This window comes from Cohnella rhizoplanae, assembly GCF_948329515.1.
GTDB classification, from domain to species: Bacteria; Bacillota; Bacilli; order Paenibacillales; family Paenibacillaceae; genus Cohnella; species Cohnella rhizoplanae.
The window spans coordinates 278,290-290,841 of sequence record NZ_CAOJCN010000003.1; the positions used below are offsets into that span (position 1 = coordinate 278,290).

The window sequence follows — 12,552 nt, forward strand, 5'->3', positions numbered from 1 at the left end:
AACAAGCCATGATCAATGATTGTCTCACGCAATGGGCGGATGATCAACCGCGGGAACCTCGCTTCCGAGCCGGCGCAATCGAGCATCCAATCGTTACACCATCCAGAGGGAAAGGGAGTTCGTACTCACGTATGCGCCGGGCGGCAATTTTGCGCGCGTTTATCTTTTTATTCGGCCTCTTTCGTTCGCTTTACCCCCGGTATGGTACAATCTATTCTTAAAGTCGGCCCCGCCGGCAGGGCGGCGGCAGCATGGAGGTAGTGACGCATGGCGGGAAAATATTACGTGGTATGGGAAGGCGCGAAGCCGGGGATCTACGATTCCTGGCCAGCCTGCCAGGCGCAGGTAAACGGGCGCAAGGACGCCAAGTACAAGTCGTACGCAAGCAAGAAGGAAGCGGAGACCGCCTACCGCGATGGTTGGAAAAAACACTGGGGGCAAGGCGGGGGCAAGGGCTCGTCCTCGTCCGGGTCCGCCGGCAAGGCCGGGGCGCCGCCGCTGACGCCGGACCAGGCGGAGCGGGAGATCGACTTCGACAGCGTGTCGGTGGATGTCGGGACGCGGGGCAATCCGGGACCGGTCGAATACAGAGGCGTGGATACGCGGACCGGAGACGTCTTGTTCGCCGTCGGGCCGATCCGCAAGGGCACGAACAATCTGGGCGAATTTCTGGCGATCGTCCATGCGCTCGCTTACCTGAAGCATCAGGGCAGCGCCAAGACGATATACAGCGACTCCCGAACGGCGCTCAAGTGGGTGAAGCAGAAGGAGGTCGTGACGACGCTGCCGCGGGACGAATCGACCCGGGACATATGGGAGCTCGTCGACCGGGCGCTAAGCTGGCTAAACGTCAATACATATCCGAACAAGGTGCTTAAATGGGAGACGGAGCGCTGGGGCGAAGTGAAGGCCGACTATGGCAGAAAAGGCTGAAGAGCAGAGCGGATGGAGATAAGCAGGCTTGCTACCTTCTGCCGTAATTTCTGCCATACCGGGTAACCGTCCGGTATAGACGCTTGTTCGGCAGCGACTTGAGCGCCGAATAACCGGGCCTCGTATTCACTTCCAGAATCCATAGACGGCCGCCGCGATCCAGAGCCACGTCAAGGCCCAGCTCGCGGAACCGGGGGCTGTGCCGGCCGAAGCAGCGGGCGGTCCGCATGCCTAGCGTGCGCAGCCGCCGTTTGTAACGCCGGATTCCGGCGGGAGGATGGCCGGCGCGCGCAAGCGCCCGTTCGACCGTCTCCAGCTTGCCTCCCTGATGATAATTTGTAACGACCTTGCCGGGCTTTCCGACTTTCACGAACATCACGGTCGGTACCCAGCGATTTTGAAGCGACTTTTGCACCATTACGCGCAGGTCGAACGGCTTTCCGCCGGCTTTCTGCAGTTCTATTCCTTTCTGGAGCAGATAACTTTTTCCGCGGGAGATGCGCTTTAAGCGGTGAAAGAGCGAGGCGATAGATGCTTCGACGCTGGTTTTCAGATCCTTCTTTACGCGGAATCTGCCGGCCGGGGTTCGTTCGATCCGCGCAATGCCTCCGCCGCCGGTTCCCCCGGTCGGTTTGAAATATACCATCCGGTAACGGCGGGTCATCTCTCCCAGCGCTTCGCGGGAAAAAGGCTTTGTTTCCGGAACGAGCGGTCTTAGGGCCGGGTCTGCCATCAGCCATTTGGTTTTTTGCCATTTGTTTTTGACCGACAAGCTGCGGATGGCGCTTTTTGGCATGTCATCATCTCCCTCCGGATACATTACGGAGCCGCCGCCTTAACGGGCACGGCTGATACCCGCCTTGGCACAACGTCCGCGGGGCAGGGGATATCTGACGCCGGGAGCGCTGACGGCAGTATATCCTGCGCTCCTGCAGGCGGCTCTATGAACCTGGACCGCGACCTGACGCGGGAGGAGCTGGCCGCGCACGTCTCTTTGAATCGGGCCTGTTCCGCAAGGAGTACGGCGTGTCCCCTCACGATGACCGCAAGTCGATCCGCGGCGCTTGATCCGCGCGCGACTGGCGTACCTTATGGCGGCATACAAAAAAGGCCCTCGCGGCAGAATTCATTCTGCGGATGGCCTTTTGTCCGATTATACGCTGATGCGCAGACCTTGGAGGTGAGAGATGCTCTGGCGGATCAGATGCTGCTTGCGCTTCGGTACGGAGAGCATATGGTTCAGCGCGGGACCTTCGCCAAAGTATACGGTGTCGCCGGAGAGGTAGGTAATCTTGCTGACGTTAACATAGCAATCCGAGGAGACTCGAACGAACGCGGCGTCCTTGGTCAAGGCGGCGACCTGCTCGGCCGTCATTCTTTTCTTTATCGTATAGTTGCGGCCGTGACAGCAAATTTGACCGTGCGAGCCGATCCGAAAGAAGTAGCAATCCGTACGCGGCTCGAACTGCTCATACAAATTCATCGCTGCATCCATCTTTTCGTTATCCCCCTCGTCGAAAGTTTGGGTGGTAGCGCTTTCATTATAACCGATGGACGTTTGTCTTGGCTAGCGTTATTTTGTGTGATCGCACATGAATTTTTGTATTTTTTCACGTGATTCATACGAGTGGGCGAGAGCGGCATCGTCGTAACGGTGCAAGCGAAGAAGAAATACGTACCGATTATGCTATACTGGACGAATCCGGACGCTAAGCAGGCGGCTGACGCCCGCCGGGCATCGATAGGCGTTCAAAACGGACGGGAGCGGGAGAAGATGGAAGAGTTACGGTACCCGATCGGAAAATTCGAACACGAAGGCGAGATCTCCGCTGCGCAGCGCAGGCTGTGGATTCAGGAGATCGCGGCGCTGCCGGGGCAATTGTCCGAGGCGGCGAGGGGACTTGACGGCGAGCGGCTCGATACGCCGTACCGAGAAGGCGGCTGGACGGTCCGGCAGGTCGTGCACCACGTCGGGGACAGTCATATGAACTGCCTGATGCGCTTCAAGCTGGCGCTTACGGAGGAGCAGCCTGCCATCAAGCCGTACGAGGAGCAGCTCTGGGCGGAGCTGGCAGACTCGCGGGCGTTGCCCGTCGAGCCGTCGCTCGCGCTCGTCTCCGCGCTGCACGTGCGTTGGACGGCGCTGCTGGAGTCGATGACCGACGAGCAATTCTCCCGGGCGTTCTACCATCCCGGTAGCGGTCAGGTGGTGCGCCTGGACCGCTGTCTCGGCATGTACGTCTGGCACGGCAAGCACCACACCGCGCATATCGACAGGCTGCGGGATCGCATGGGCTGGTAGAGCCGGCGGTTATCGCCGCGACCAGACCCGTTCCGAAGGGGACGGGTTTGTTCGCATGCCCCTGATTCGGGTAAAATGAAATCTTAAGCGGCTTTTTTCGGAAAGAAATACCTTCGCTATGCGCCGCATGCGGCGCCAAGATCGGACAAGGAGTGCGCTTTATGGAAAACGAATGGGTATTCGCGTTGCTGGATATGATTCTGATCAACATCGTGCTTAGCGGCGACAATGCGGTGGTCATCGCGATGGCGAGCAAAAACCTGGATGCCGCCTACCAGAAAAAAGCGATCTTCTGGGGCACGGTCGGCGCGGTGGGACTTCGCGTCGTCTTGACGTTCGCCGCGGTCACGCTGCTTCGGATCCCGCTCGTGCAGGCTTGCGGCGGCGTGCTGCTGCTGTTCATCGCCTGGAAGCTGCTGAGCGAGGACTCGCACGAGGAAGAGATCGAGGCGAAGTCGACGCTGGGCGGCGCGATCCGTACGATCGTGATCGCCGATCTGGTGATGAGCCTCGACAACGTCGTGGCCGTTGCGGGCGCCGCGAAAGGCAACTTCACCTTGATCGTGATCGGACTCGCCATCAGCGTCCCGCTCATCATCTGGTGCAGCCAGTTCCTGACCAAGCTGATGACGCGGTTTCCGCCGCTCGTATGGATCGGCGCCGGATTGCTGGGCTACTCGGCGGGAGAGATGCTCTCCGGGGATCCCTGGGTCGGCGACTACTTGGACGAGACCGTCCCGGCGGTACCGGAGATTCTGCCGTTTCTGCTCGGCGTCCTGTTCCTCGCTTACGGCGCGTTGTCGTTCTGGCGCTCGAGGCGAGTATGGCGTCACCGGCATTAAACGAGATAACGGTTAACACGCATAAGGGAGACATACGAAGATGGCCATGGACCAGAGCAGCATGCGAGAATGGGGCAAAATGCTGCTGACCTACAAATTCGCGCTGGACGAAGTAAGCACGAAGCTGAACATTTTGAACGAAGAACTTCATTTTATCCAAAACTATAATCCGATCGAGCACATGAAGACGCGTATCAAGTCGCCGGAGAGCATCCGGGACAAGCTGATCCGCAAAGGGCTGGCGGTGACGATCGACAACGCCGTGAATCATATCCGCGACATCTCGGGCATTCGCGTCATTTGCTCTTTTTCCACGGACATCTATCTGATGTACGAGATGATCAGCAAGCAGCAGGACGTAACCGTGCTGGAAGTCAAGGACTACGTTGCGAACCCCAAGCCGAACGGCTACCAGAGCCTTCACCTGATCATCCTCGTGCCGGTCTTCCTGACCGACCGGATGGAGCAGGTGCCCGTCGAGATCCAGATCCGCACGATCGCGATGGATTTCTGGGCGAGTCTCGAGCACAAGATCTATTATAAGTTCAACGCCCAGGTACCGCATGAGATCGGCACGCAGCTCAAGGACACGGCAGACCTGATCGCTTCGCTCGACAAGCGCATGTTCGCGCTCAACGAGGAAGTGCAGAAATACCGGTCGGACGAGCATTAAGGGCGTCGACGCGCAAACGCTTTACTCTAATGAAGGAAAAATCCGGCTCCCGCAAAGGGGCCGGATTTTTGAATGCCGCGCAAGCTCAGTCTTCGCGGGTCGAGTCGTTTCTCAGGCGCGCGATCTTCTCGTCGAACTTCCGCAGCAGAGCCTCCTTGACGGGAGGCTCGGCGAACGACGCCTCGAGCGCGCCCCGCATAAGGCCCGCGAGCTCGGCGAGCGTGAAGCCGAACCGGGTGACGAGCGCTTGGCACTCGCGGGTCATATCCGTGCCCGATACCGTCGGATTGTCCGTATTCACGGTGATGTACACGCCTGCGTCATAATAGCGCCTGAGCGGATAATCGTCCCAGGATGCGACCGCCTTGGTCTGGATATTGCTCGTCGGGCAGAGCTCGAGCGGCACGCGGCGATCGCGGATCCACGCGAGCAGCTCCGGATCCTCGCGCAGCCGGATCCCGTGGCCGATGCGCGCGGCGCCCAGGCTCTCGACCGCCTCGCGGACATTGAAGGGACCTGCGGCCTCGCCCGCGTGGATCGTGATCGGGATCCCGGCCTCGCGGGCGACGACGAACGTGCCGCGGAACTTCTCGGCGGGGTGCGAGGCTTCGTCGCCTGCCAGATCCACCGCGACGACACCCTGACCGTGCCGGGCGATCGCGGCGCGCACGACCGGTACGTTGATCTCTTCGCCGTGATGGCGCATGCAGATTACGATCAGCCGCGCGGTCACCCCGTATGCGGCTTCGCCTCGGCGCAATCCTGCGAGCGCCGCCGCGATGGCGCCGTCCGCGGACAAGCCTTCGTCGGTGTGCAGCGCGGGCGCAAACCGCACTTCGATATAGAGGCAGTTGTGCGCCGCAGCTTGCTCCACCGCCTCTTCGGCGACGCGGGCGAGCGCCTCCGTGTCCTGCATCAGGGGGAGGACAAAGCCGAATTTGTCCAGGTACGTCTTCAAGCTGTCGCAATCCTCTTCCACCTGCATGTACGGAAGCAGGTCCTCCGGGTTGTCCGCTGGCAGCGGATAGCCGCGCGCCGCGGCCAGCGCGAGCAGCGTGCCGGGCTTGACGCAGCCGTCCAGGTGAAGATGCAGATCCGCTTTAGGCAGCGCTTCGAGCCAATTGTCCATCCCGATCCCTCCCGGTTATCGCGGCGTCCGGCGCCGGCTTTACGATTCGGAGTCTTGCCGCGTCAGCTTGGCTTGCACGGCATCCGCGTATTCTTCGTAAGCGTCCTTGTGCGCCCAGCCCCGCTCGTTCATCATCAGCCTGTATCTAAGGCGTTTCTCGGTCAGTTCTTCTCTGAGCCTTCCCGATTCCCCGGGATCCCGGCATGCGCCGAGCAGGTCGGACAGCGTGACGAGGTCCTTGCGGATTTGCAGTTCTTCGGGCAGCGCGCCGGCGTTCTTGAGGAGCTTGTAGGAGAGGCGAAGTTCCTCGGGCACGCCTGCCAGATCGTCGGCGGGCAATGCCCCGCCCTTTCCGGCGATCGCGTCGAATTGACCCGATTTTTCCGCTTCGCGTATTTTTTGCTCGGCAATGGAGACAATCCAATTCATCTGCCCACCGTCCTTTGCTTGTGTTATTATAGCATTGTATCACGGGTTAAACGGTTGATTGAAGCCGCAAATGCCGACAAACGATTCATTCTGTCACTTTAGTTAACATGGACGGACGGCGATTGGCGAGCGGATTCGCAATCGCATCGGTATTATTAACGAACCGAAGCGCGATTTTTCAGCGCGATTCACAATGCCTCCGTTCGGGTAATACGAAGTTTTAAATGGGTCTGGTATTTATGTGATTAATGAGTTATAAAAGATAACAGGACATCCGTTCATCGCGGTTTGGAAAAAGGTTCATAAAGGATGGTCGAACGTTGAGAGTTTACATGAATCATGACGGCGGCGGCGACGACTTCGTTGCGCTGCTCTTGCTGCTCCGCATGCCGAACGTCGAGCTGACAGGCGTTTCCGTGATCGGCGCGGACGGTTATTTGGAGCCTTCGATCCAGGCCAGCCGCAAGATCATCGACCGTTTCGGCGGCGCGCCGCGCGACGGTCTCGACTTATCCAGATCCGACTCGCGGGGCAAAAATCCGTTTCCGGCCGCTTGGCGTATTATGTCTTATTACGTCGACGCGTTTCCGATCCTGAACGAAGCCGAGTCCATTGTTGCGCCGATCTCGGACAAGCCCGCTCACCTTCATCTGATCGATCGCGTCCGCGCAGGCGAGGGCAAGACGACGCTCGTCTTCACGGGACCTCTGACGGACCTGGCACGCGCGCTCGACGAGGCGCCGGACATCGAGGAGCGGATCGACCGCGTCGTATGGATGGGCGGCACGTTCCTGCCCAAGGGCAACGTCGAGGAGCCGGAGCATGACGGCACGGCCGAGTGGAACGCGTTCTGGGATCCGGAAGGCACCGCGCGCGTATGGGCGAGCGGGCTGCGCATCGATATGGTCGCCCTGGAGAGCACGAACCAGGTTCCGCTCACGCTCGGAGCGCGGGACGCTTGGGCCAAGCTACGGAAGCACGAGGCGATCGACTTCGTCGGCCAGTGCTATGCGCTGGTTCCGCCGCTCATCTTCCACGCGACCAACTCGACCTACTATTTATGGGACGTACTCACCGCAGCCTATGTTGGCAAGCCCGAATTGGTCAAGGTCAAGACGGTGAACAGCATCGTGCGAACGGACGGCGCGGCGCAAGGCCGTACGGAGCTGGCCGACGGAGGCAGGCCCGTGAACCTGGTCTACGACGTCGATCGCGACGGCTTTTTCGACTATATGACCGAGTTGCTCAAGCAAGCTTAAATTACGGCTACCGCGGCCCGCGGAGCCGCTTCCGCCGCTCTTCCGAGCGGCCAAGGATCGGTCCGCGCGCCGTAGATGCAAATACAAGCAAAATAGACGGGGAGAGAATCAAGCATGAAAAAAAGCACGATGAAGCCATTAAGCCTGATGCTCGTCGCCATGATGGCGATGCTGCTGGTGCTGTCCGGCTGCGGAAGCAAGAACAACAACAACGAAGGGGCGGCTTCGCCAAGCGCGAGCGCGCCAGCATCCGAGTCCGCCAGCCCGAGCGCTTCCGCGAGCGCGTCGCCTTCGGCCTCCGCATCCGCTGCGCCTAGCGATGCAACAACGCCTGCCGACGGCAAGGGCAAGAAGATCGGCATGGTTACCGACCTTGGCGGCGTCAACGACAAGTCGTTTAACCAGCAAGCTTGGGAAGCGCTCGAGAAGATCGGTACCGACACAGGCGCGGCGCCGAAGTACCTGGAATCCAAGAAGGACAGCGACTACATTCCTTTCCTGACGAAGTTCGTCAAGGACGGCTACGACCTGACTTGGGGCATCGGCTTCCTGTTCGCCGAAGCGGCTACGACCGTAGCGAGCGAGAATCCCGAAGCCAAGCTCGCCCTGATCGACACGACGCCGACCAAGGAGCTTCCTAACGTCGAGTCCGTCCTGTTCAAGGAAAACGAAGGCTCCTACCTCGTGGGCGTCGTCGCTGGTTTGACCACGAAGACGAACAAGATCGGCTTCGTAGGCGGCATGGAGCTGCCGGTCATCAAGAAGTTCGAAGCGGGCTTCAAGGCGGGCGTCGCGGCCGTCAATCCGAACGCTACGATCGAAGTGAACTACGTTGGCGACTTCAGCAAGCCGGACCAAGGCAAGCTGGCTGCCGCTACGATGTACGACGGCGGCGCGGACATCATCTTCCACGCGGCGGGCGGCTCCGGCAACGGCGTCTTCAACGAAGCGAAGGATCGTTTCAAAGCCGGTAAAAAAGTATGGGTAATCGGCGTCGACAAGGATCAATCGATCGAGTTCGGCAACGACGTAACGCTGACTTCGATGGTGAAAAAGGTCGACGAGGCCGTATACCGCGTCTCCAACGACCTGCTCGCAGGCAACTTCCACGGCGGCCAGACGGTCGAGCTCGGACTCGCCGAAGGCGGCGTAGGCCTGCCGGTCGAGAATCCGAACGTGTCCAAGGATATCCTCGACAAGGTCGAAGAATACAAGAACAAGATCATCAGCGGAGAGATCAAGGTTCCGACGGAATAATTCCGCGCTGCACGGAATCTCCGCAAGGGCAAGGCCGCTTTATGCGAGCCTTGTCCTTTCTTCCGTTTTATAGCTTTGAAATGGGGACAGGAGCTGATTACAGATGGAGCAAGCGGTACCGGTGGTCGAGCTAAGGGGCATTACGAAGCGTTTTCCCGGCATCGTCGCCAACGACGCCATCAGCCTGGAGCTGCGCAAGGGCGAGATCCACGCGCTGCTCGGGGAAAACGGGGCCGGCAAATCGACGCTGATGAGCATTCTATTCGGTCTGTATCAGCCCGACGAGGGCGAGATTCTCGTAGACGGCAAGCCGCAGGCGATCGATGGGCCGGGCAGAGCGATCGAGCTCGGCATCGGCATGGTGCACCAGCATTTTAAGCTGGTCCAGCCGTTCACGGTCGCGGAGAATATCGTACTCGGCATCGAGCCGTCCAAGGGGCTATCCATCAATTACCGGCAGGCGAACGCCAAGGTCAAGGAGCTGTCCGAGCGATACGGCCTCATGGTCGATCCGACGGTGAAGGTCGAGAATATCACGGTCGGCATGCAGCAGCGCGTGGAAATCCTCAAGACCCTGTACCGCGGCGCCGAGATCTTGATCTTCGACGAGCCGACGGCCGTACTTACCGTCCAGGAGATTCACGAGCTGATGCAGATTCTGAGGCGGCTGGCGAGCGAAGGCAAGTCCATCATCCTGATCACGCACAAGCTTAAGGAAATCATGGAAGTATCCGACCGCGTGACGATCATTCGCCGAGGCAAAGTCGTAGGCACCGTAAACACGGCGGAGACGAGCGAGAGCGAGCTCGCGGAGAAAATGGTCGGCAGGCGCGTGTCGCTGGACAAGCCCAAGGAAGCGGCCAAACCCGGCGAGGTCGTGCTCGAGTTATCGGGCGTGACGGTGGCGGGCGCCGACAAAGGCAAGCCCGTCGTGGACGGCGTATCCTTCAACATCCGGGCCGGGGAGATCGTCGGCATCGCCGGCGTCGACGGGAACGGACAGCATGAGTTGGTGGAAGCGCTCACGGGCATGCGGCCGGTTCTCGGCGGCAGCATCCGATTGAACGGCAGGGACATCACGCAGGATTCGATCAAGGACCGTATAAAGGCGGGGATGTCCAACATTCCCGAGGACCGGCAGAAGCATGGACTCGTGCTCGATTTTAGCGTCAGCGAGAACTTCATCCTGGGATCCCCCGAGCAAGACCGGTTCTTCAAGGGCGGCTTCCTGAACAAATCCGAAATCGACCGGCACGCCGCGAAGCTGATCGAAGCTTACGACGTGCGGACGCCGGATATTCATAACAAGACCCGTTCGCTCTCCGGCGGCAACCAGCAGAAGGCGATCATCGCGCGCGAGATGGAACGCGACCCGCAGCTGCTCATCGCCGTACAGCCGACTCGCGGACTCGACATCGGCGCGATCTCGTTCGTTCACGACCGGCTCCTGCAGGCGAGAGCGGAGGGGAAGGCCGTCCTGCTGATCTCCTACGAGCTGGACGAGCTTCACCGCCTGTCGGACCGCATCCAGGTTATCTTCGACGGGCGGATCATGGGCGAGGTCGATCCCGACAAGGCAGAGGACGACGAGATCGGCCTCATGATGGCGGGCAAAATGCAGGCTGGCAAAGGAGCGTCGGCATGAATAAAGCGGCTGAAATATTCAATAAACCGTCCACTTACATCCCGTTCATCGCGATCGTGCTCGGTCTGTTGTGCGGCGGGATCGTCATGTGGATCGGAGGCTACGACCCGCTCGAGGCTTACGGCGCGCTCTGGCAGACGGTGTTCGGCACCAAGTACGACTTCGGCGAGACGATCGTCGCCATCACGCCGATCCTGTTCACCGGCCTGGCGGTCGGTTTTGCCTTCCGCGCGGGCATCTTCAACATCGGTGCGGACGGCCAGTATATCATCGGCATGACGGCAGCCACCTTTATCGGGCTCAAGGTGCATCTGCCCGCGTTCATCCACGCGCCGCTGGCGCTGATCGTGGGCATGCTATGCGGCGCGCTGTGGGGCGCGTTGGTAGGCTGGCTCAAGGCTTACCGCGGCGTGAACGAGGTCATCTCGGCGATCATGCTGAACTGGATCGCGCTGTATTTGTCCAACTATATCCTCAGCGATTTTCTCGTCAAGAAGGGCGAGCAGAAGACGCCGAACATCGACGAGTCCGCCTCGCTGTCCATCGGCTGGCTCAAAGACTTCATGGAGGGCGCGCGGATGGACTGGGGCATCTGGATCGGCCTGCTGTGCGTCGCGATCTTCTACGTGCTGCTGTGGCGCACGAAGCAGGGCTACGAGCTGCGCGCCGTCGGACACAACGCCGACGCGGCCAAGGCGGCCGGCATCAACATCAAGGCCAGCTTCATCAAGACGATGATGATCTCCGGCGCGTTCGCCGGGCTCGGCGGCGTCTTCTCGGTCCTCGGCGTGTTCCACTACCAGGTCGTTCAGGCGGCATCGGCGGGCTACGGCTTCGACGGCATCGCGGTCGCGCTGCTCGGCGGCAACCATCCGGTAGGCATCCTGCTGGGCGCGATCCTGTTCGGCGGGCTCACCTACGGCTCGGCGGGCATGAACTTCGAAGCCGACGTGCCGTCCGAGATCGTCCGGATCGTCATCGGCAGCATCATTTTCTTCGTCGCCTCCCACGGCCTGATCCGCACCGTGATTCAGCCGTTGTTCAAAAAGCGCAAATCGCGCGAGCGGAAAGGGGCTGACATGAATGGGAACGTTGGCTGATCTGATCAGTTCTACGCTTGTATTCTCCGTCGCGCTGATCTTCGCCGCGCTCGGCGGCGTATTCAGCGAACGCTCGGGCGTATTCAACATCGGCCTCGAAGGCATGATGACGGCAGGCGCGTTCGGCGCGGCCATCGCCAGCTTCTATATGGAGACCGACGGCGGCGCGACGACCTCCTCTCCATGGGTAGGTCTGATCGCGGGCGTGGCGTGCGGCCTCGTGTTCGCGCTGCTGCACGCCTACGCGACCGTGTCGCTCAAGGCGGACCAGACGATCGTCGGCGTCGTCATCAACATTCTGGCCGTCGCCGTCACGCTGTATCTCGTCAAGATCATCTTCGAAGGCGCGGGCGACACGGCGCAGCTGCAGCAGGTATTCGCCAAGTGGCCGATCCCGCTCCTGTCCGACATTCCGTTCCTCGGGAGAGCCTTTTTCAACAGCTATCCGACGACGTATATCGCGTATATTCTCGTGCCGGTCAGCTCCTACCTGCTGTTCAGGACGCCGTTCGGACTGCGCCTGCGGTCGGTGGGCGAGCATCCGGGCGCAGCCGACACGGTCGGCATCAACGTCACCAAGTACCGCTATATCGGCGTGCTGATCAGCGGCGCGCTAGCCGGACTCGGCGGCGCTACGATCACGCTCACGACGACGAGCAATTTCTCGCACAGCACGATCTCGGGCCAAGGCTTCATCGCGATCGCGGCGCTGATCTTCGGCAGGTGGAATCCGTACGGCGTATTCGGCGCCGCCTTCTTCTTCGGCATGGCGCAGGCGCTGCGGAATTTCCTGACGCGGTTCGAGTTCTCCCAGTCGATCCCGACCGAGTTCCTGTACATGCTGCCTTACATTCTGACGCTGATCGTGCTCGCGGGCGCGGTAGGCAAGTCGGTTCGCGGTCCGGCGGCGGCAGGGGAAGCTTACGACCCTTCCAAGCGCTAGCGCTTGCGCCCTGCGCGGCGAATTCAATCCCATAACCGGC

Annotated in this window: 13 protein-coding genes; 9 read left to right on the plus strand and 4 right to left on the minus strand. The window is 60.5% G+C overall.

All coding sequences use genetic code 11. The features are described 5' to 3' along the window. Nucleotides 1–267: 267 nt before the first annotated feature. Nucleotides 268–933 (plus strand): ribonuclease H, encoded by a 666-nt coding sequence (gene rnhA / locus PQG80_RS07935; protein WP_271750725.1) that lies wholly within the window; start codon nucleotides 268–270, stop codon nucleotides 931–933. Between the two features lie 31 nt (nucleotides 934–964). Here the strand turns inward: rnhA and PQG80_RS07940 are convergent, their stop codons facing one another. Continuing rightward, nucleotides 965–1,729 carry a YheC/YheD family protein gene (locus PQG80_RS07940; protein ID WP_271750726.1) on the minus strand — a complete coding sequence of 255 codons (765 nt, stop codon included), beginning with the start codon at nucleotides 1,727–1,729 and terminating at the stop codon, nucleotides 965–967. Between the two features lie 357 nt (nucleotides 1,730–2,086). Then, complete coding sequence (locus PQG80_RS07945; RefSeq protein WP_271750727.1) at nucleotides 2,087–2,428, minus strand: hypothetical protein; 342 nt, start codon at nucleotides 2,426–2,428, stop codon at nucleotides 2,087–2,089. Nucleotides 2,429–2,707: 279 nt separating this feature from the next. Here PQG80_RS07945 and PQG80_RS07950 point away from each other — a divergent pair, with 279 nt between their 5' ends. The 3 genes from PQG80_RS07950 to PQG80_RS07960 all read left to right on the plus strand — a co-directional run bounded on the left by PQG80_RS07950 (nucleotide 2,708) and on the right by PQG80_RS07960 (nucleotide 4,750). Then, nucleotides 2,708–3,235: a YfiT family bacillithiol transferase gene (locus tag PQG80_RS07950; RefSeq protein WP_271750728.1), complete on the plus strand. Its 528-nt coding sequence runs from the start codon at nucleotides 2,708–2,710 to the stop codon at nucleotides 3,233–3,235. 161 nt (nucleotides 3,236–3,396) lie between these two features. After that, the gene (locus PQG80_RS07955) at nucleotides 3,397–4,077 is read left to right on the plus strand and encodes a TerC family protein (RefSeq protein ID WP_271750729.1); all 681 of its coding nucleotides are present in this window, start codon (nucleotides 3,397–3,399) and stop codon (nucleotides 4,075–4,077) included. A gap of 46 nt (nucleotides 4,078–4,123) precedes the next feature. After that, entirely contained in the window at nucleotides 4,124–4,750 is a 627-nt protein-coding gene (locus PQG80_RS07960) for a GTP pyrophosphokinase (protein WP_271750910.1), read from the plus strand. Between the two features lie 85 nt (nucleotides 4,751–4,835). On the opposite strand, the gene add is transcribed toward PQG80_RS07960, so the two are convergent. Beyond that, nucleotides 4,836–5,879: an adenosine deaminase gene (add, locus tag PQG80_RS07965; protein ID WP_271750730.1), complete on the minus strand. Its 1,044-nt coding sequence runs from the start codon at nucleotides 5,877–5,879 to the stop codon at nucleotides 4,836–4,838. A gap of 39 nt (nucleotides 5,880–5,918) precedes the next feature. Next, nucleotides 5,919–6,308: a DnaJ family domain-containing protein gene (locus tag PQG80_RS07970; RefSeq protein ID WP_271750731.1), complete on the minus strand. Its 390-nt coding sequence runs from the start codon at nucleotides 6,306–6,308 to the stop codon at nucleotides 5,919–5,921. A 332-nt stretch (nucleotides 6,309–6,640) separates the two neighbouring features. Here PQG80_RS07970 and PQG80_RS07975 point away from each other — a divergent pair, with 332 nt between their 5' ends. From PQG80_RS07975 to PQG80_RS07995, 5 genes are all read left to right on the plus strand, one after another. After that, nucleotides 6,641–7,567, plus strand: coding sequence for a nucleoside hydrolase (locus PQG80_RS07975; protein ID WP_271750911.1), 927 nt, complete (start codon nucleotides 6,641–6,643; stop codon nucleotides 7,565–7,567). 114 nt (nucleotides 7,568–7,681) lie between these two features. Next, nucleotides 7,682–8,824 carry a BMP family lipoprotein gene (locus PQG80_RS07980; RefSeq protein WP_432432729.1) on the plus strand — a complete coding sequence of 381 codons (1,143 nt, stop codon included), beginning with the start codon at nucleotides 7,682–7,684 and terminating at the stop codon, nucleotides 8,822–8,824. 103 nt (nucleotides 8,825–8,927) lie between these two features. Continuing rightward, nucleotides 8,928–10,469, plus strand: coding sequence for an ABC transporter ATP-binding protein (locus PQG80_RS07985; RefSeq protein ID WP_271750732.1), 1,542 nt, complete (start codon nucleotides 8,928–8,930; stop codon nucleotides 10,467–10,469). Next, on the plus strand, nucleotides 10,466–11,569 hold the full coding sequence (locus PQG80_RS07990; RefSeq protein ID WP_271750733.1) for an ABC transporter permease: 1,104 nt from the start codon (nucleotides 10,466–10,468) through the stop codon (nucleotides 11,567–11,569). Before PQG80_RS07985 ends, PQG80_RS07990 begins: the two co-directional genes overlap by 4 nt. After that, nucleotides 11,553–12,512, plus strand: coding sequence for an ABC transporter permease (locus PQG80_RS07995; protein ID WP_271750734.1), 960 nt, complete (start codon nucleotides 11,553–11,555; stop codon nucleotides 12,510–12,512). The genes PQG80_RS07990 and PQG80_RS07995 overlap by 17 nt, the downstream gene beginning before the upstream one ends. The last annotated feature ends 40 nt before the right edge of the window (nucleotides 12,513–12,552 follow it).